The sequence below is a fragment of the Flavobacterium sp. N2038 genome, assembly GCF_025947185.1.
Classification (GTDB): domain Bacteria; phylum Bacteroidota; class Bacteroidia; order Flavobacteriales; family Flavobacteriaceae; genus Flavobacterium.
The window spans coordinates 2,304,856-2,325,775 of sequence record NZ_CP110001.1 but is presented as its reverse complement, the minus strand read 5'-3'; the positions used below and the strand labels follow the sequence as shown (position 1 = coordinate 2,325,775).

Sequence of the window (20,920 nt, the reverse complement as noted above, 5' to 3'; positions counted from 1 at the left end):
TCCTCGCTTTTTTCTATCTTTTTATCTCTCTCTTATACCAGCTAATCCTCTAATCTATTCTCAAAACAATCCAAACAGCCCCGATAGTCATAGAAATCCTTTTATTTAGGGGTTCTAAATAAAAGATTGGAACGTATAGCAGGAAAAAGCTCCTTATTAAAGTGCAAATTCCAAACTATTTGATTCTGCTCAATCCGACAAACTTCTACCCACATATATAATAGTAGAACTTTATACTTATATATCTACAATAACAAACCCGACAGGTTTCTAAAAACTGTCGGGTTGTGGAAATGAGATTTACTCTTATATACTATATAGGTATTCCTAAAAAAGCGTCTAGCGAAAATTCAATTTTTCCTTAGATGTTTTCTATATTCCTTTAGACTTATTTTACATCAAACCATAGCTTCGTTGTAAGCAAGTCTTTTCCCTGAGCGGATACTGCTGTCTGATAACTTTTACCATTTAATGATTGCTCTGTACCCGGATAAAAGAAACGAGAAGGTATCTGCCCGTCCAAAACTGTAGCCGGACCAGCTTTCAATATTGGATAATCTAATCTTCTCCACTCCACAAAGGCATCAAGACCTTGTCCGAAGAATGCGATCCATTTTTGAGTTCCTATAGATTTTGCATAATTTGTTGCATCATACTTTACAATTGTCTGATTAAGATAATTAGAAACAATGGCTGCATCTGTTACTCCGAATTGATTGAATGATGCTGTAATTGCACTTTTATAAAGTTGCTCTGCATCTCCCACAATGTAACCACGTGCAACTGCTTCTGAAAGATTGAATAATGTTTCGGAATAAGAAACAATTATAGCTGGTGATGTCGAAGTCAGGAAATACGTCCCAGGTTTTGAAGTTTTAGCAAATCCCTGACTATTGGCATCACTATTTGATAATCCATTAGCTCCTCCAACATACTTGCCTACGCTCGCATCTGATGGTAATTGAGCATATATTGGTAAGCGCGGATCTGATAACTCATTTAATTTATCTACCATGGTCTTTGAAATACGAAAATCATCACGGGTTTCAAACCAAGCCGAAGCCGGATTTTGCTGAGGAGAAGTAATATAAGTAAACTTAAAATTTTCACTATTACTGCTAATTAATCCTGCAGTATCATTTGTAGCATCAATCGCAGCTTGTTTAGCTAAACCTGGTTCTTTATCTGAAATTCTTAATGCTATACGCAAACGAAGTGAATTTACCAGTTTTTTCCATTTCACAATATCACCTTTATAAACCAAATCACCCGTTACTGATCCGTTTGCTGTATTTAGCAAAGACTGGGCCTGTTTTAAATCTTCAAGTAATCCTATATATACTTCCTTTTGTGTATTATATGCCGGTGTCACTTTTAGACCTGCTTCCTTATAAGGAATACTTCCATAAGCGTCGGTCAATAATAAGAACGTCCAGGAACGTAAAGTAAGTGCTATTCCTTTATAATTTGAATTTGCCTGTGCTTCCGGGAAATTCAGAATTGTGTTCAAATCGGTAATCAAGGTTGCATATCCTGTATTCCATAAGGAAGTAAAAGACGTATTAGACACATCGTATCTATCTGGTTCTGTATATTGGATTTTTGCCCAATGCTGAACAAACAATAAAGACGAATTAAAATTATTATCTGCTCCCCAATATAAGTCAGCCCCTTGCTTTAATGTTCCTGTTAACAAGTAAGGAGCCAATGGTGTTTCAGTTGCATTTGGATTTTTATTAATATCGTCCAGCGTATCATTGCAGGAAGTGAGTGACAATGCAAACAGTGTTATATAGACTATTTTTTTTATCATGATTCTGTATTTTTAAAATTTAAGGTTAACATTAAGGCTAAAATTCCTTGTCGTTGGCAAAGCTAAACTCTCTAAGCCTTGTGCATTTCCAGTATTGAAAGCTGTTTCAGGATCAATATTTGGTGCATCTTTATAGATAAAAAACAGATTACGACCAACTGCAGTAATGCTTGCTCCTTCTAATCCCAGTCTCTTAGCAAATGACTTATTGAAATTGTAAGCCAGTTTTATTTCTCTCATTTTTACAAAAGTTGAACTATAGATGTAAGCTTCACTGATATTGTATGATGCTTTGTAATATTCCTGTGCACTAATCACCTGTTTGTTTGGAGTTCCGTCAGCATACACGCCATTAAAAATCATTCCATCATCATATACTGTTACTCCAGTTGGGGCAGTCCCTCCTGTTACTAGTGTCTTGGGATTAGTGGTATTGTTTGCCGGATAATAGTAACTTAATCCACCATTGGCAGCATCACGACCAGGCATCGTTTGAGCCAATACACCCGTATAATTTCCTGTTCTGTTTGTTCCTGAGAAAAGCTCACCTCCTACACTGGCATCAACCAGGAATGAAAACTCAAGATTTTTATAGGTTAATGTATTCGTAAGACCAGCTAAATAATCCGGAGTATAATGCCCTAATACCTTCTTTTGCGGATCAGCTTTTGGTAACCCGTTTGCTCCTATTACTATATTTCCACTTGCATCACGTTGATAAGCTGTACCGTAAAGTGCTCCATAAGCCTGACCTACTGACGCCAATACATCAACACCTCCTGAAGATCCAATTGTATAGTTTTGAATCTGTTTATCATAATCCAAAACCTCTACTTTACTAATATTCTTTGAATAATTTACAGCTACGTTCCATTTGAAATCCTGAGTTTGAACCGGATTACCATCTAATTGAATTTCTACACCATGGTTATTTATTTTACCTGCATTGATTAACTGTGTATTATAACCACTGGCAGTAGTAGTTTTTATCTCCAGAATCTGATCCAAACTATTGGTGTTATAATAAGCAACATCAAAATGCAATCTGTTTTTCCAAAAAGAAGCTTCTAAGCCAAATTCTGTAGAACGGGTTGTTTCTGGTTTCAGATTTTCATTAAGTTTCTTTTGCGAAGAAGTCTGAATAGGATTTCCGTCGAATGCAGTTTGAAAATTATAAACTGTTGCTAATTGGTACGGATCTGCATCATTACCTACTTCAGACCATCCTCCGCGCAATTTTAAGAAATCCAGCGTATTGCTTTTTAGATTCAAAGCTTCAGATAATACCACACTTCCATTAACAGAAGGATAAAAATAAGAACGGTTACTACTTGGCAATGTTGATGACCAGTCATTACGAGCAGTCACATTTAAGAAAGCATAATTTTTATATCCAAATTGTGCTGAAGCATAAGCACTATAAACTCTTAATCTTGATAATGAATTTGATGACGTTAACGGATCACGCGAGTTGGTCAGTGTATATAAATCAGGCACAGCCAAACGTGGTGCTTTTTGATAATTGTTTGCATCACTATGATTACGTATATTAAATCCTGCCAGTGCATCCAGACTAAAATCATCGTTTAATTTTTTGGTATAAGTAAAAATACCTTCCGTATTTTGTTCATTAACTGTATAAGCATCTTCAGCATATGACCCAAAAGGGGTTCCATTTGTACCATACTTAATGGTGTACTTTCTACGATCATTATAATAATCAACTCCCGTGCGGAATTTAAAATTAAGTCCCTCGGCAAGTTTTGCATCTAAATGAACATCTCCAATTAAACGATTACGCTGTTGGCTTGTCGTATTATAATAGGCATTCCAATATGGATTGCTGTAATAACTGTTATTCCAGTTTTTGTTCCAGTCATTGTTAAGATCATTGATATCGACCTGACGTCCGAACCAAAGAAACTGAAGCATTACTCCCGCAGCACGCCCTCCTGAAGGACCACCTGGAAGAGCCGGAGCATTAGTAACTATATAATTAGCATTTACACCTACTTTTATACTTTTAGATAATTCATAATTAGTACTAATAGTAAAATTTGTTTTGTTTATCTCACTATTAGGTACAGTTCCTGTTTGTTTTTGATTATTTACTCCTAAACGAAAATCTGATTTTTCATCTGATTTAGCCACCGAAATACTATTATCAAAAGTAAGACCTGTATTAAAAAAGTTTTTTACATTATCAGGATGAGCTACAAAAGGTACTGCCTGACCATTCGAATAAAATTGAGGAATAAGGCGACCATCTAGTTTTGGACCCCAGCTTTCATCAACTCCGTCATTGACTCCTCCTCCTTTACCATCAACGTAGCTAAATTTTCCGTTCGATCCTTGTCCGAATGAATTTTGAAAAGAAGGTAAAGTAGCTACCTGAGAAAGGGTTATACCAGAACTAAAGCTAATACCAAGCCCTTTTTGACCTTTTCCTGATTTTGTAGTAATAAGAACAACACCATGCGCAGCACGTGATCCATAAAGAGCGGCCGCATTAGGACCTTTCAATACAGTCAATGTTTCAATATCTTGTGGATTCAAATCGGCGATTGCATTTCGAAAATCACGAGTGGCTCCACCAGTACTTCCTAATTGCGAGTTATCTACCGGAACACCATCTACCACAAATAGAGGCTGGTTATTTCCAGCAATAGAGGTTTCACCACGAATAATGATACGTGAAGATCCCATATCTCCCTGCGAATTAGTTATACGTACTCCTGCCAGTTTACCTGTAAGGCTATTCAAAAAATTTGATTCTTTTGTATTTACTAAATCCTTGTTTTTAAGTGACTGTGTAGTATACCCTAAAGATTTTTTTTCTTTTGAAATGCCTAATGCTGTAACTACTACTTCTGAAAGTGCATTCTGTTCTTGCGTAAGACTAATTCTAATTGGATTTTCATTTACTACAATTTCTGCTTTTTTATATCCCAGATAACTTACTATTAAAGTATAAGGAAATTTTTGTCCTGTCTGGAAAAAGAATTTTCCATCTAAATTTGTTACAACCCCGTGTGTTGTTCCTTTGATATTTACAGAAGCACCTATAACTGGCTCTTTTGTTATCGCATCGATTACTGTTCCCTCTAGTTTGGACTGGATTAATGGTTTCGTCTCTTGCGCGCTAACTCCTATGGAAATTAACAAAACACACAACCATGCATATCTTTCTATTTTTTTTTTCATTACTTTGTTTTAGTTTAATAAATAAGGTAAGCCGAAAACAGATTTAATCCACTTTTGCTTTCCTTTCAGAGATGTACAATTTCTTTAAGCTTCACCATTTCTGTTCCCGCAGAAATGGTTTTTATCTGCAACACATTCGTTTTATCATATCATTTATTTTGGATTATTATTATTTGATTTGGTCTTCATCGGATTTCCCTCCTAATGCTTTAAGGATTCGACTAAGCAAAATTTTTCAAGAATTAAAGAGTGAAGATTTTGAGCTGTAACAACTCATAAGTTGGAAATTTTAAAGGCCGGGCTTAATTTTAAGTATTCAAGTTTTTATATTTTTAAATTCTACTAATTTGATAGAACAAAAGTATATTAAAAATGTGAACTCAAAAATTTTAATTATTTTTTTTGCAAAAAAAATGTTAACTAAAATTTTTAGATAACTATAAATTTCTAAAATTAAGACAGTTAACTCTTCTAAGCTTTTTTATAAAGATGTAAGAATTTTTCTAAATTTGAAAGACCAGATTAGAAAACAAACTACTTTTAAATTTCATAACTCGCAAAAAAATCGCGAGGTTATTACAGAATTATACTCTGATACTTTTCAAAAAAAACTAAATCTATTCTGTGCATAAACTGAATACCCATTAATTTTTAACATTCCAGTTTTGAATGTATTCTACAGAAAAAACAAGTAAATTTGCAGACCTTAAATCACCCCAAGTTATGAATGTAAACAGAAGTTATCTTCACTTATTCGCCCTACTAATGATGCTATTTCATGCATCGATTTCTTATTCTCAAACACCAACCAATAAAGCAGAAAACCGTGCTAAACTTTTTGAGGAAAGTACCACAGACAGCGAATATCTAATCGCTATTGAAAAAGTAGCTGAAGTATTGGAATCGGCTGCGAACGATGCCGATTTTGACGGAACTACATTTCATCTGTTTGGTGATATTAAAAGAACTCAAAGCAAACTTGATCTGATACTAGCAAGTTTAAAAGGAGCTAATCCAAATGTGCGTAACCAACAAATGTATCGTGTTGTTCTAAAAGAAATTGAGCAGGAATTAAACGAGCAAAATACAGCCATAAATTCTCATAATGAAAATCTTGAAAAAATTAAAAGCCGTATTATTGACCTGCGCAAAGACAAAACTTTATTTACGCTATTAAAAGATACTATTCGCAGAAAGCAATTTAAAACAGAATTAGCCAATCTCAAGAAAACCTATTTAAAAACAGACAGTCTGATGACCAAAAATCAGGGTATCTTAAATGACAAAAAAAGATTGACTGTTGAACACAAAATTGACGTTTCTAATGCATTAGCAACTGTAGAAACAAAGCTTGAAAAATCGGGAATTAGTATTTTAAAGAAAGAATATCCATCAATATGGAATGCTGATACTGCTACTAAAAAAGTAGTTTCGCAAAACATTAAGTCAAAAATCATTATTGAAGAAAATATTGCCGCATATTATTTAAGTTATAAATCCGGAGGCCTTATTACGCTGCTATTTTTTATGGGATTGTTAGCCTGGTACATCTTTCGTAATTTAAAATATTTAAAGAATAATGGTCATATCGAAAATCTTTCGCTCTTTAACTTTAAATATTTAAACAGAGGAGTAATTTTACCCGTTGCTGTAATCGGTTTAAACATAGCGGTTGTCACAAATTTATATGCGCCAGCTTTATTTTTAGAGTTACTACAACTATTGCTTCTTGGTGTATTAACTGTAATATTTAAAAAGGACTGGTCAGGAAATTCAATGCGAAATTGGATTTTGCTTTTAGGATTGTTTACTACTCTTTGTTTTCTGGATCTTTTTATTGGAGTTGGACTCCTTCAGCGTTGTTCTTTTATTGTAATTAATCTTTTTGGAATACGCTATGGTTTGGTTCAGATTAAGAGTATGAAAGACCAATTATACATTAAAGCTTTTTTTAAATGGGCAAGCAACATTTTTATCCTATTAAATGTTCTCTCCATACTCTATAACATTTTTGGAAGAGTTTCCCTTTCAAACATGTTAACTTTAACTGCTTTTATATCTCTTACTCAGATAGTAGCATTAAGTGTCCTTCTTAAAATAATTTTAGAGATTATATTATTACAAATCTATACCACCAGAGTAAAACGTGGTATAGAAAAAATATTTGATTACGAGAGTTTGTCCGATACCCTAAAAAAACCTTTCATCATTATCATTAGCTATATGTGGCTGGTTGTAATCGCATCGAATCTTAATATATGGGAATCATTAAGAACTTCCCTGACCACTTTACTAGATCGTCCGAATACTGTGGGAAGCATAACCTTTACTTTGGGTAATATTGTTTTATTTTTTATAATTATTTGGGCTGCCCATTTGTTACAAAAATATGTTGCTTACTTTTTTGGAGAAATCGACGACGAAAATGAAGAAAACATTAACAAAAGGCAACATTCTAAATTACTAATCACAAGGCTTCTTGTATTAATAGTAGGATATCTTTTAGCGGTTTCAGCTTCTGGAATGCCTTTAGATAAATTAAGTATATTACTGGGAGCTTTAGGTGTGGGTGTTGGACTTGGTCTTCAAAATGTAGTAAATAATTTTGTTTCAGGAATTATTCTGATTTTTGACAAACCTATTCAAATTGGAGACGTGATTGATATCAGTTCAGAATCGGGACGCGTAAAAACTATGGGATTGCGTACCACAAAAATCAATGCTCCAAATGGCGCAGAAATTATTATTCCGAATGGTAACTTATTATCTCAAAATATTACCAACTGGACTTACACTGATAATTTTAAACTTGTGGATATTAACATCGAAATCAATGGCGATGTAACGCCAGATGAAATTAATACAATTATATTATCGGCCTTAGAAAGTATGTCTCTTGTAAACAATACAAAAACGCCACAAATATATTACAACTCTATTTCTGAAGGTAAATTTAAGTTGCAAATCAAGTTTTGGTGCAGTATTTATAAAACAGAAGAAACGGTAAGTAGTGCTAAACAAGTTTTGTTTAGTTATTTTAAAGCTAAAGGACTTGCTTTTTTGACCTAATAAACGAAGTGATCATTAAATAAATGGTTTGTTCTTAAAACAAAAAATCCAAATTCCTGATTAAACCGGAATTTGGATTTTTTATTATTTAAATTTTATATTGCTTAGTCTAAAACAAAACTTACGCTAACATTTGCAGTAATTTCAATTTCTCCAATTGCTAATGTTTCATTTGCAGCACCACCGTTACTATCCATTGCCATAGATTTCATAGCATACATTGGTTGCGGACGGTAAACCTGAGTATTATCAGAAATGGTATAAGCTTTACCAACTTTTTGACCTAATACAGAAACATAATCTTCAGCCTTAGCTTTAGCGTCTTTCATTGCTAATTTTCTGGCTTCAGCCTGTAATTGTAATTCTTTTGAAGATTCAAAAGATACTCTGTCAATACGATTAATACCTTGTTGTACTAAGCCTTCCATTAATTCATCATATTTAGACAAATCTTTTACTACAATTTCTACTGTTTGGGTAGCATTATAAGAAGTTTTCTTTTTCTCATAATCGTATTGCGGATTCAAAGCAACTTGTTTCGTTCTAAAGTCTGCTGTTGGAATATTCATCTTTTTAATGAATTTTAAAACTGCATCCATTTTTTCGTCGTTTTGCTTTTTGACGTCTTTAGCAATATTACCTTTTGTTTCAACTGTAGCTGAAATACAAACCTGATCAGGTGCTACTTTTACTTTTCCTTCTCCATTAACATTAATTAGAGGTATTTGTTTGGTTTCCTGGCCGTAAGACATAGTCATAAACATGATTGTTAAAAATAATACTACTTTCTTCATTTTTGTTATATTTAAGTTATTTGATAAGGACCTTTCAAAAGTTGTGCCAACCTTATAATTTGCCCAATTTAGCCATAACAAAAAGTACAATAATAGGAATCGCTAATAAAATTACCATCGAGCTATGATCTACAATTAATGATGGTTCTTTTATTAAAGTGATCAAATAACCACCTATAGCGCCTCCAAAATGTGCCGTATGACCAATATTGTCATTTTTAGCTTTCATTCCATATATAGAATACAATAAATATAAAATTCCAAAAAGATATGCCGGTATTGGAATCACACCAAAAATTCCCAACGTCATGCCAGGTTCGAGTAAAATGGCAGAATACAAAACTCCTGTCACAGCACCGGAGGCTCCAACTGCACGATAACTATAATCGTTTTTATGAAACAACATGGTTAATAGATTTCCAAAAATTAAGCTTCCAAAATAAACCAAAACAAAAGAAAAATTTCCTAACCATTGTGTAACCACAGGCGCAAAACACCAAAGCGTAAACATATTAAACACTAAGTGCATAATATCGACGTGTAAAAATCCAGAAGAAAGCATTCTTATCTGCTCTCCGGAACGAATGCTTCCAATGTGGAATTCGTATTTTCTGAAAAATGCATAATCATTAAACCCTTTGTAACTTATAAGAGCGTTGGCAACTATAATCCCAATTAAAATGGTATTCATAAAAAATATTTATTGTGAAATGTAAATATAGTCATTCTTAAACACAAGTTAGCAAGAAGCCAAAATATCGCTGGTTATTCATTTTTACTTTATATTTGTAAAAAAAATTACATGCAATTTCTCGTTTATATTTTAGCCTACCCTTTTCTTTGGCTTATCTCCATACTTCCATTTAGAATATTTTACTGGTTTTCAGATTGTGTCTATTTTCTGGTGTATCATGTTGTGGGTTATCGCAAAAAAGTTGTTCGCGAAAATCTTGCGCTTGCACTGCCACATTTAAGTGATCAGGAAAGAAAAGTTATTGAGAAAAAATTCTATAGCCATATGTGCGATATGTTTTTAGAGATGATCAAGACTATGAGTATTTCTCCGGAAGAAATGGAAAAAAGATTCCATGTCACAAATATCGATTTGGTATTAAATTATGCACAAAGAGAAAAGAGTGTTATTCTTATGGCTTCTCACTATGCAAGTTATGAATGGCTTATGACTGTTAATCCTAAAATTGGCTTTCAGGGAGTTGCGGTTTACAAAAAAGTTGCAAATCCCTATTTTGATAAATTGGTTCGAAAAATTCGATCAAAATACAAGACCGAAATGATTGAGACTAAAAAAGCAATTCCAACAATGGCTCAAAACCAGCGCGACGGCGTTTTGAGCATGTATGGTTTAGCCAGTGATCAATCTCCAAAACTGGATCGAATTTTTCATTCGGGAAAATTTATGGGTATTGAGGTCCCTGTTCATACAGGAGCAGAAATGCTGGCAAAAAAATATGATCTGGCTGTTACAATGGTAAAAGTAAAAAAAATAAAAAGAGGGTATTACGAGGCTACATTTCTTTCTCTTGCTGATAATCCAAAAGAATATGACGATTTTGAAATTACAGAAATGTATTTAAAAGAGGTCGAAAAACAAATTCTTGAAGCCCCGGAATATTATTTATGGACACATAAAAGATGGAAACACCGAGTTCAATAATCTTTTAAAATAAGATATAAAAAAAAGCCTCTTTTGAATAGTTCAAAAGAGGCTTTTATATTTAGAATTCAGAAATTAAATTCCTGCAATTACTTTTATTTCATCAATGATTCGAAGAGCCAATTTGTCTGCAGCATCTTGTGAAGGTGCTTCAGTATAAATACGAATAATTGGTTCTGTATTCGATTTTCTTAAATGTACCCATTCTGTAGCAAAATCGATCTTTACACCATCAATTGTCGAAATATCTTCATTTTTATATTTATCTGTCATTGCTGTTAAAATTGCATCAACATCAATTTGTGGTGTCAATTCAATTTTATTTTTGCTCATATAATATTCCGGATAAGAAGCTCTCAATGCAGAAACCGACATTTTTTTATTCGCTAAATGCGTTAAGAATAAAGCAACTCCAACCAAACTATCTCTTCCGTAATGCAACTCTGGGTAAATAATTCCACCATTACCTTCTCCTCCAATAACAGCATTATTCTTCTTCATTAATTCAACCACATTTACTTCTCCAACTGCACTTGCTTCGTAGTTTCCTTTATGTCCCACAGTTACATCACGCAAAGCACGTGATGATGACATGTTTGAAACTGTATTCCCAGGAGTTTTACTTAAAACGTAGTCCGCACAAGCAACCAAAGTGTATTCCTCACCAAACATTTCTCCGTCTTCGCTAATGAATGCCAAACGATCAACATCCGGATCAACAACAACTCCTAAATGCGCTTTTTCTTTAACGACCAATTCAGAAATATCAGTTAAATGCTCTTTTAATGGTTCCGGATTATGAGGGAAATGTCCGTTTGGTTCACAGTATAATTTTACTACTTCAACGCCCATTAATTCTAATAGTTTAGGAATAATAATTCCTCCTGATGAATTTACTCCATCAACAACTACTTTAAATTTAGCTGCTTTTACCGCTTCAACATCTACTAAAGGTAAATTTAAAACCTCGTCGATATGAATATCCATATAGGCATCATTCAAAGTAATTTCGCCTAAACTGTCAACATCAGAAAAATCAAAAGCTTCAGCATCTGCAATTTCCAGAATTTTTGCACCATCGGCACCACTTAAAAATTCTCCTTTTTCATTTAGTAATTTTAAAGCGTTCCATTGTTTTGGATTATGAGAAGCTGTTAAAATAATACCTCCGTCTGCTTTCTCCAATGGAACGGCAACTTCTACCGTTGGAGTTGTAGAAAGTCCCAGATCAATTACATTAATTCCTAAACCAATTAAAGTATTAACCACCAGATTATGAATCATTGGCCCGGAAATCCTCGCATCACGACCAATTACAACCGTTAATTTTTCTTTTTTACTATTGCTTTTCATAAAAGTTCCGTACGCCGATGCAAATTTTACTGCATCTACAGGAGTCAGGTTATCTCCTACTTTACCTCCAATTGTACCTCTTATACCTGAAATAGATTTTATTAAAGTCATTTTTTTGAGTTATGGTTATTTGAGTTACAAATATAGAAAAGTTACTAAGCTTCTAAGATACAAAGACACTAAGAATTTTATAAAAAAGTTACTCCGGTTCCAAGATGCTACCCCGATACCTACAGGGGCTAAGATTTTCAAAACGCTTAAACAGCAACTTTTGAAGTATCCATTAATTTTAAAATGTTCTGAAAAAGTTTTCATACTTTTACTAAAACAACTTAGTTCCTTAGTAACTTAGAATAATAAAAAAATGAATTTCTTAGCCCACATATATCTTTCAGGTGATAATGATTTAATAAAAATTGGCAATTTTATGGCTGATGGCATTCGTGGAAAGCAATTTGAACATTTCCCAAAAGATGTACAAAAAGGGATACTCTTACATCGCTTTATTGATACTTATACAGATTCTCACGATGTTTTCAGACAAAGTACCAAACGTTTACACGAAAAGTACCATCATTATGCAGGTGTCATTGTAGATATTGTTTATGATCATTTTTTGGCCAAGAACTGGTCTAAATATTCAGACGAAAATCTGGAAGATTTCGTTGATAGATTCTATAACTCTTTACATGAAAATCATGCTGTTTTAACTGAAAAAATACAAGGTTTACTACCTGTTATGACCAGAGAAAACTGGCTTTTGAGCTATAGAACAATTGATGGAATTCAACATATTCTGACTCAAATGGACCGACGGTCAAAAAATATTTCAAAAATGCAGTTTGCAACAGCAGAACTCAAAGAATTTTATACTGAGTTTGAACAGGAATTCACCGCCTTTTTTGAGGATATTCAGGAACAAGCTAACCAAAAACGACTTACTCTTTAGAGTCTACTTGATTTTATCGAACCAAATATTGTGTACTATGAAGAAAATTACCTTATTATTTGCATTTATCACTATTTCAGGTTTTGCACAACAATCTGCAAACCCAACAGGATTAGTTGCTTCAAAAGCTATGGTAGTTTCGGCCAGAGCTGAAGCATCAAAAATAGGAGTTGAAATCATGAAAAAAGGCGGAAATGCATTTGATGCAATGGTGGCAACCGAATTAGCTCTTGCTGTTGCTTATCCATACGCAGGAAATATTGGCGGAGGTGGTTTTATGGTGTATAGAAAAGCCAATGGAGAGGTTGGTTCTCTTGATTATCGCGAAAAAGCACCTCTAGCTGCAACAAAAGATATGTTTTTGGATAAAGACGGAAATGTAATAAAAGGAAAAAGTACCGAGACAGCCTTAGCAATTGGAGTTCCGGGGACAATTGCCGGTGTTTTTGCGGTTCATAAAAAACTAGGTTCTCTGCCAATGTCAGAAATTCTGAAACCTGTTATTGCTCTTGCCGAAAAAGGTGTAATTGTAACTCAAAAACAACAAAAACAACTTGAATCGTATCATGATGCTATTGTAAAAGTAAATGGTCCAAATACTTTGATGGCGGGAAGATTTAAAGAAAATGATACTATTAAATATCCTGCACTTGCTCAAACTTTAAAACGAATTCTTAAAAATGGAAAAGATGAGTTTTATAAAGGTCAAACTGCAAAAACTTTAGTTGCTTATCTTCAAAAAAAAGGCGGAATTATCACTCTTAAAGATTTGGCCACTTATGAAGCCAAATGGAGAAAACCGCTACAGTTTGACTATAAGGATTTAAAAGTTACATCAATGGCACCGCCAAGTAGTGGCGGAATCTGTTTAGCACAGATAATGAAAATGATATCACCATTTTATCTTTCAAAAATGGGACATAACTCAGAACAATCAATTCAGGTAATTGTTGAAGCCGAAAGAAGAGCTTATGCCGACAGAAGCCAGTTTTTGGGAGATCCTGATTTTGTAAAAATCCCAATAAACGGGCTTTTATCAGACGCCTATTTAAAAGACAGAATGTCAAATTTTAATTCTGAAAAAGCCAGTCTTTCATCAGAAATCAAAGAGGGAAAAGTAACTTATAACGAGAGTACTGAAACAACCCATTACTCTATTGTAGATCAATTTGGAAATGCCGTTGCAGCAACTACAACCATTAATGACGGTTTTGGATCAAAATATTACTGTGATGAGTTAGGCTTTTTTCTGAATAATGAAATGGACGATTTTAGTGCCAAACCAGGATCTCCAAATATGTTTGGATTAGTAGGAAATGAAGCTAATAGTATTGCACCGCAAAAAAGAATGCTTAGTTCTATGACTCCAACTATTGTGGAGAAAAAAGGCGAATTGTATATGGTTGTTGGTTCACCAGGCGGTTCTACAATTATTACGTCGGTTTTACAAGCTATTTTAAATGTTTACGAATATAATCTGAGTATGCAGGAAGCTGTAAACGCACCACGCTTTCATCATCAGTGGTTACCTGATTTAATTACTTTTGAGCCTTATGCTTTTGATAATGTTACTATCGATAAACTTAAAGCTAAAGGTTATTTAATAAATGAAAAAACAACTCCTGTAATTGGCAAATTAGACTGTATTTTAGTCCTGCCCAACAAAACGCTTGAGGGAGGTGCCGACTTTAGAGGTGATGACACTGCTGCCGGTTTTTAATTTTTAGTAAAGATTTGTACAGAAAATTATACAATTTCGAATGTTAAAACCTAAATTTGCATTATCCCTAACTTTTTACAAACAGAATGCTAAAAAAATATTTTAGAAAACTGGAAAGCATTATCGCTTTGGCTCAGTCATTAATGACTCCAAAGCAGTTTATTTTTTTATCAAGCGTTCTTATCGGAATTTCATGCTCATTGGCGGTAATTGTTCTAAAAACTTTTGCCCACAGTGTTTTTTCTTTCGCAACTTATATAAACGGAATTTTAAAATTAAGTTTCATCAACAGTATTTTGCCGATTATTGGTATTGTACTGACCGTTTTTGTTATTGACAGGGTACTTAACGGAACTATTGAGAAAGGGACTTCGCAAATTTTGTATGCAGTTGCAAAAAAAGCCAGTATTATCCCGAGAAAACAAATGTATGCGCAAATTGTAACGAGCTCACTAACTGTTGGTTTAGGAGGTTCTGCAGGTCTTGAAAGCCCAATTGTAGTTACCGGTGCAGCGTTTGGATCTAATTTTGCTCAAAATTATAAATTACCTTACAAAGACCGAACTTTACTTATTGGGTGTGGTGTTGCTGCCGGAATTGCAGCTGCATTTAATGCTCCGATTGCCGGAGTTCTTTTTGCGATTGAAGTTTTACTGGTTGATGTAAGTATTTCTGCCTTTACTCCAATCATGATCTCGGCAGCGACCGGAGCCTTGGTTTCGGCTATTGTTTTAGACGAAACGATTTTATTGTCTTTTAAAAAACAGGAAACTTTTAATTATCATAACATTCCTTTTTATGTGCTTTTAGGAATATTAACAGGCTTTATAGCGGTTTACTACTCTCGAAATTTTCAAAGAGTTGAGCATTATTTTGCTAAACTAAAAATTGGTCCTTATAAAAAAGCATTAATTGGTTCCTCCCTGCTTGCACTTCTTATTTTTGTTTTTCCAACGCTTTTTGGTGAGGGATATGAAAGTATTAAAACACTATCTGAGTCAGACCCGGGGCAAATACTTGATAATACTTTATTTGGTAATTTCAGAAACAATCAGTGGGTTTTACTTCTATTTGTAGGTTGTACCATGATGGTGAAAGTCTTTGCATCAGGATTAACTATTGGAAGTGGTGGAAATGGAGGAAACTTTGCACCTTCTTTATTTTTGGGTTCATATTTAGGCTTCTTTTTCTCTAAATTCATCAGCATGATCGGTTTATCAAAATTACCAATCAGTAATTTCACTATGGTTGGAATGGCTGGAATTTTGAGCGGATTATTTCATGCGCCTCTAACTGCTATTTTCTTAATCGCAGAAATTACAGGAGGTTACGGACTTATGATTCCTCTTATGATTGTATCTTCAATAAGTTTTGCAATCTCAAAACGTTTTGAAAAATACTCTCTTGATGTTAAAAACCTTGCCAAAAAAGGTCATGCCTTTACCAGCAATAAAGATTCTAATATTTTATCTACTTTAGATATTGATTCTATAATTCAATGCGATTACTTAACAGTTCATCCCGAAGAAAACCTAAGCAAATTAGTTGATCTTATTTCACATTCCAATCAGGTGGTTTTTGCAGTCGTTAATAATGAAAAAGATCTCGTTGGTGTAGTTCACTTTAATGATATCCGTGAGATTATTTTCAACGCATACCGTGTAAAGTATACATTGATTAAGGATGTAATGAAAACTCCACCTGCAACCATCACAACTGATGATAGTATGGAAATTGTAATGAGTAAATTTGAAAAGTCTAAAACAGCTTTTCTGCCTGTCTTACGAAACGAAAAATATTATGGCTTTATTTCCAAATCAATAGCATTAGAAGCCTACAGAATGAAATTACGCTCCATGACAATAGAATAACTAATATCGGATAAGTTAAAAATTTTTATTATCCGATATTAAGAAATACCTTTGGGGCATATGTGGAAGATAGACCTAACATACAGACCCGAATTTCAATCAACATTTGACCGATTGTACCAAAAAAGGCTTGATTTGCAAAACAGCAGACCATTGCCCAATATTGCTCTGCATAAAATCCGTGAAAGTTTATCTCTGGAATGGACCTATAATTCAAATAGTATTGAGGGTAATACTATGAGCCTGCGTGAGACACAAATGGTAATTCAGGAAGGAATTACTATTAAAGGAAAATCCCTTCGTGAGCATTTTGAAACCCATAATCATGACAAAGCAATTGACTATTTATATTCAATTGTAGACGACAACTATAAACTTCGAAGCATTGATATACTATCTATTCATGGTTTGGTGTTACGTTCCATTGAAGATGATTTTGCAGGACGGTTAAGAAACGGTGGTGTACGAATTTCAGGAGCCAATTTTATGCCTCCCAATGCCAATAAAGTTTCAGATTATTTAGACGAATTAATTGACTTTATCAATACAAACCCGTTAGGTTTAAATGATATAGAATTAGCTACTATTTATCATCATAAACTCGTATGGATACACCCTTTTTTTGATGGGAATGGCCGTACAGTTCGTTTGAGCATGAATTTGTTATTAATGCGATGCGGGTTTCCGCCGGCGATTATCCTTAAAAACGACAGGAAAAAATATTACGAAGCGCTTAATCAGGCAAACAATGGCAATTATCAAAAATTAACCCTTTTGATGTGTCAGGCTTTAGAACGTACCCTAAATATTTATCTAAATGCGATGCCGGGAAGTACCTATGATTATAAGCCAATAATTAATATTGTGAGCGAACCAGAATCACCATATAGTCAGGAATATGTTAGTTTGCTTGCACGAACCGGAAAAATAGACGCTTACAAAGAAGGCCGAAACTGGTTTACAACCAAAGAAGCTATCGAAGAATATATGGCAACCCGAAAAAGAAAACGCTGATAATCATCAGCGTTTTTTGTTACTATTTGTAACATAAACTTTTGCATTCGAGCACAAAAAGAACAAATCAAAGTGGTAACTTTGCGTTTTGCTCAAAATTATGCTAGATAAAGACAATACTATTGAAGTTCTTGGTGCAAGAGTTCATAATCTAAAAAATATCGACATTTCTATTCCGCGTGAAAAACTGGTTGTAATTACTGGTTTATCAGGTTCGGGAAAATCTTCTTTGGCTTTTGATACGATTTATGCCGAAGGTCAGCGTCGTTATGTTGAAACTTTTTCGGCTTATGCCAGACAATTCCTTGGTGGTCTAGAACGTCCTGATGTAGACAAAATTGACGGACTTTCGCCAGTAATTGCAATTGAGCAAAAAACAACCAGTAAAAGCCCGCGTTCTACCGTAGGAACGATTACTGAAATATACGATTTCCTTCGTCTTTTATATGCCCGTGGTGCAGATGCATATAGTTATAATACAGGCGAAAAAATGGTTTCTTATTCTGATGAACAAATCAAAGATCTAATCATTCAGGATTATAACGGAAAACGAATCAACATTCTTGCTCCAGTTATTAAAGCCAGAAAAGGACATTATGCAGAATTATTTCAACAAATTACCAAACAGGGATTTCTGAAGGTTCGAGTAAATGGCGACGTCCAGGATTTAGTTTCAGGCATGAAACTGGATCGTTACAAAACCCATGATATCGAAATTGTAGTAGACCGAATGCAAATTGAAGATACTGCCGACAATCAAAAAAGATTGGCTGAAAGTATTAATACTGCCATGCATCATGGCGAAAATGTACTGATGATTCTAGATCAGGATACTAATGAAGTGCGTTATTTCAGTAGAAACTTAATGTGTCCTTCAACTGGAATATCTTATCAAAATCCGGAGCCAAATTTATTTTCATTCAACTCTCCAAAAGGTGCTTGTCCACATTGTAATGGATTGGGAACTGTTCACGAAATCAACGTAAAGAAAATAATTCCAAACCCTAAATTATCGATCAAAGCAGGCGGTTTTGCTCCGCTAGGTGAATACAAATCTTCATGGATTTTCAAGCAATTAGAAACTATTGGTGAAAAATTCGGGTTTAAAATTACCGATCCAATTGAAAAAATTCCAGAAGAAGCCATGACTATGATTTTACATGGCGGAAAAGATAAATTTACAATTAGCTCAAAAGATCTTGGCGTAGCCAGAGATTATAAAATAGATTTTGAAGGAATTTCAAATTTCATTAAAAATCAATATGATGAAAGTTCCTCTACAGCTTTAAAACGTTGGGCAAAAGATTTTATGGATGAAATAAATTGTCCGGTTTGCGAAGGTTCACGTCTTAAAAAAGAAGCGCTGTTTTTTAGAGTTAACGAAAAAAATATCACTGAATTATGTGATATGGACATTTCTGATTTAACAATATGGTTTCAGGATTTAAATAGCCATTTAACAGATAAACAGCTGCTGATTGCTTCTGAAGTTGTAAAAGAAATCAAAGATCGTTTGAACTTCCTGATGAATGTAGGCTTGAATTATCTGGCCTTAAGCCGAAGTTCAAAATCACTTTCGGGTGGTGAAGCGCAACGTATACGTCTGGCAACACAAATTGGTTCTCAATTGGTTGGTGTTTTATATATTTTGGATGAGCCAAGTATTGGTTTACACCAAAGAGACAATGAAAAACTGATTAAATCGCTTGAACAATTACGTGATATCGGAAACTCTGTTATTGTAGTTGAACATGATAAAGACATGATCGAAACTGCAGATTATGTAATTGATATTGGGCCGAAAGCAGGAAAATATGGCGGAGAAATTATTAGTATTGGTACTCCAAAAGAAACTTTAGCTTCTAATACCATTACCGCTCAATATTTGAATGGCAAAATGAAATTAGAGATTCCGAAGGAAAGAAGAAAAGGAAATGGAAAATCTCTAAAACTGACCGGAGCTACTGGAAACAACCTTAAAAACGTATCTATCGAAATCCCTTTAGGGCAATTAACTTGTGTAACCGGGGTTTCCGGAAGCGGGAAATCAACTTTGATTAATGAGACGCTCTACCCTATTTTGAACGCTTATTATTTTAATGGTGTAAAAAAGCCACAACCATATAAGAAGATTGAAGGACTAGAACATATTGACAAAGTAATTGATATTGATCAAAGTCCGATTGGACGAACGCCACGTTCAAATCCGGCAACATATACTGAGGTTTTTACTGAAATTAGAAACCTGTTTACGATGACTTCTGAGAGTATGATTCGTGGGTATAAAGCAGGGCGTTTTAGTTTTAATGTAAAAGGTGGACGTTGTGAAACCTGTGAGGGTTCTGGAGTAAGAACAATTGAAATGAACTTTTTACCAGACGTTTATGTAGAATGCGAAACTTGTCAGGGAAAACGTTTTAACAGAGAAACTTTAGAAATTAGATATAAAGGAAAATCTATTTCGGATGTATTGGATATGACAGTTGACGAAGCGGTTCCGTTTTTTGAAAATATTCCTAAGATTTACAGAAAAGTAAAAACAATTCAGGATGTTGGTTTAGGTTATATTACACTTGGTCAGCAAAGTACAACACTTTCTGGTGGAGAAGCACAGCGTATCAAATTAGCCGGAGAATTATCCAAAAAAGATACCGGAAATACATTTTATATTCTTGATGAACCTACAACGGGTTTACATTTTGAAGATATTCGGGTTTTAATGGACGTAATCAACAAACTGGTTGATAAAGGAAATACAATTCTTGTAATCGAACATAATATGGATGTTATTAAACTTGCCGATTATATTATTGACATTGGTCCTGAAGGAGGAAAAGGCGGCGGACAATTAGTTGCTAAAGGAACTCCAGAAGAGGTGGCGAAAAATAAAAAAAGTTATACGGCTAAGTTTTTGAAAAAGGAACTGGAATAATTTGAACCTAAATATCAGATAGATTAAAATTCATCCCTGTAATATTGTCCGATCCTATGGATCTTTTTATATATGTCGCTTTATTTCGGCGGATTTAAATCCGTCGCTACAAAATGATTCGAGCCAAAGGCTCTTTATAAATTGATTATTTTAAAAACAGTTTCAAAAGAACAAAAGACCGGTAGCAACGGATTTTATTTGTTGGAAATTTAAAAACACCCCTACAATTGAGTTCCGAAGGAACGCTACATTATTGTAGCAACGGATTTTAATCCGTTGATTATTTTGGTGCGTCACATAATTAAGTTCCTTTGGAACGACACATATTAATTCCAAACTTTAATCTCTTAATAAAAATCATACTCATTGTAATCAACTGATAATGAAACAAAAAATCATTTTTTACTATTATCTAAATATTACCTTTAGATTATAAACCTCCCTTTTTGTAACAATTCTAAGAAAAAGTGCTAATTTAGCATCCGCTCTTTTTTAAAAATTAAAGCTTTAAAAGAAATTTGTTTTT

The 20,920-nt window shown here is 34.0% G+C and carries 12 protein-coding genes; 7 read left to right on the top strand and 5 right to left on the bottom strand.

The window, feature by feature from the left end; all coding sequences use genetic code 11:
• Window positions 1-388 precede the first annotated feature (388 nt).
• A complete protein-coding gene (locus tag OLM51_RS10460; RefSeq protein ID WP_264554254.1) occupies window positions 389-1,813 on the bottom strand; it encodes a SusD/RagB family nutrient-binding outer membrane lipoprotein in 1,425 nt (474 codons plus the stop codon).
• 12 nt (window positions 1,814-1,825) lie between these two features.
• Complete coding sequence (locus tag OLM51_RS10455) at window positions 1,826-5,017, bottom strand: SusC/RagA family TonB-linked outer membrane protein (protein ID WP_264554253.1); 3,192 nt, start codon at window positions 5,015-5,017, stop codon at window positions 1,826-1,828.
• A 723-nt stretch (window positions 5,018-5,740) separates the two neighbouring features.
• On the opposite strand from OLM51_RS10455, the gene OLM51_RS10450 reads away from it, so the two are divergent.
• Window positions 5,741-8,086 (top strand): mechanosensitive ion channel family protein, encoded by a 2,346-nt coding sequence (locus OLM51_RS10450; protein ID WP_264554252.1) that lies wholly within the window; start codon window positions 5,741-5,743, stop codon window positions 8,084-8,086.
• Window positions 8,087-8,190: 104 nt separating this feature from the next.
• Here OLM51_RS10450 and OLM51_RS10445 read toward each other — a convergent pair whose 3' ends face one another.
• Together OLM51_RS10445 and OLM51_RS10440 are read right to left on the bottom strand one after the other, a co-directional pair.
• Window positions 8,191-8,880 (bottom strand): SIMPL domain-containing protein, encoded by a 690-nt coding sequence (locus OLM51_RS10445; protein WP_264554251.1) that lies wholly within the window; start codon window positions 8,878-8,880, stop codon window positions 8,191-8,193.
• A 52-nt stretch (window positions 8,881-8,932) separates the two neighbouring features.
• A complete protein-coding gene (locus OLM51_RS10440; RefSeq protein ID WP_264554250.1) occupies window positions 8,933-9,571 on the bottom strand; it encodes a rhomboid family intramembrane serine protease in 639 nt (212 codons plus the stop codon).
• Window positions 9,572-9,682: 111 nt separating this feature from the next.
• Here OLM51_RS10440 and OLM51_RS10435 point away from each other — a divergent pair, with 111 nt between their 5' ends.
• A complete protein-coding gene (locus OLM51_RS10435) occupies window positions 9,683-10,555 on the top strand; it encodes a lysophospholipid acyltransferase family protein (RefSeq protein WP_264554249.1) in 873 nt (290 codons plus the stop codon).
• A gap of 75 nt (window positions 10,556-10,630) precedes the next feature.
• Here OLM51_RS10435 and glmM read toward each other — a convergent pair whose 3' ends face one another.
• A complete protein-coding gene (glmM, locus tag OLM51_RS10430; RefSeq protein WP_264554248.1) occupies window positions 10,631-12,019 on the bottom strand; it encodes a phosphoglucosamine mutase in 1,389 nt (462 codons plus the stop codon).
• 253 nt (window positions 12,020-12,272) lie between these two features.
• Here glmM and OLM51_RS10425 point away from each other — a divergent pair, with 253 nt between their 5' ends.
• From OLM51_RS10425 to uvrA, 5 genes are all read left to right on the top strand, one after another.
• The gene (locus OLM51_RS10425; protein ID WP_264554247.1) at window positions 12,273-12,857 is read left to right on the top strand and encodes an ACP phosphodiesterase; all 585 of its coding nucleotides are present in this window, start codon (window positions 12,273-12,275) and stop codon (window positions 12,855-12,857) included.
• 37 nt (window positions 12,858-12,894) lie between these two features.
• Window positions 12,895-14,577: a gamma-glutamyltransferase gene (gene ggt / locus OLM51_RS10420; protein ID WP_264554246.1), complete on the top strand. Its 1,683-nt coding sequence runs from the start codon at window positions 12,895-12,897 to the stop codon at window positions 14,575-14,577.
• Between the two features lie 86 nt (window positions 14,578-14,663).
• Complete coding sequence (locus OLM51_RS10415) at window positions 14,664-16,448, top strand: chloride channel protein (protein ID WP_264554245.1); 1,785 nt, start codon at window positions 14,664-14,666, stop codon at window positions 16,446-16,448.
• A 60-nt stretch (window positions 16,449-16,508) separates the two neighbouring features.
• Window positions 16,509-17,462, top strand: a complete 954-nt coding sequence (locus OLM51_RS10410; RefSeq protein ID WP_264554244.1) for a Fic family protein — start codon at window positions 16,509-16,511, stop codon at window positions 17,460-17,462.
• Between the two features lie 100 nt (window positions 17,463-17,562).
• Entirely contained in the window at window positions 17,563-20,394 is a 2,832-nt protein-coding gene (gene uvrA / locus OLM51_RS10405) for an excinuclease ABC subunit UvrA (RefSeq protein WP_264554243.1), read from the top strand.
• The last annotated feature ends 526 nt before the right edge of the window (window positions 20,395-20,920 follow it).

Coding starts and splice junctions, on each gene's coding strand:
- OLM51_RS10460 (WP_264554254.1), bottom strand. CDS start 1,813: ATGATAAAAAAAATAGTCTATATAACACTGTTTGCATTGTCACTCACT.
- OLM51_RS10455 (WP_264554253.1), bottom strand. CDS start 5,017: ATGAAAAAAAAAATAGAAAGATATGCATGGTTGTGTGTTTTGTTAATT.
- OLM51_RS10450 (WP_264554252.1), top strand. CDS start 5,741: ATGAATGTAAACAGAAGTTATCTTCACTTATTCGCCCTACTAATGATG.
- OLM51_RS10445 (WP_264554251.1), bottom strand. CDS start 8,880: ATGAAGAAAGTAGTATTATTTTTAACAATCATGTTTATGACTATGTCT.
- OLM51_RS10440 (WP_264554250.1), bottom strand. CDS start 9,571: ATGAATACCATTTTAATTGGGATTATAGTTGCCAACGCTCTTATAAGT.
- OLM51_RS10435 (WP_264554249.1), top strand. CDS start 9,683: ATGCAATTTCTCGTTTATATTTTAGCCTACCCTTTTCTTTGGCTTATC.
- glmM (WP_264554248.1), bottom strand. CDS start 12,019: ATGACTTTAATAAAATCTATTTCAGGTATAAGAGGTACAATTGGAGGT.
- OLM51_RS10425 (WP_264554247.1), top strand. CDS start 12,273: ATGAATTTCTTAGCCCACATATATCTTTCAGGTGATAATGATTTAATA.
- ggt (WP_264554246.1), top strand. CDS start 12,895: ATGAAGAAAATTACCTTATTATTTGCATTTATCACTATTTCAGGTTTT.
- OLM51_RS10415 (WP_264554245.1), top strand. CDS start 14,664: ATGCTAAAAAAATATTTTAGAAAACTGGAAAGCATTATCGCTTTGGCT.
- OLM51_RS10410 (WP_264554244.1), top strand. CDS start 16,509: ATGTGGAAGATAGACCTAACATACAGACCCGAATTTCAATCAACATTT.
- uvrA (WP_264554243.1), top strand. CDS start 17,563: ATGCTAGATAAAGACAATACTATTGAAGTTCTTGGTGCAAGAGTTCAT.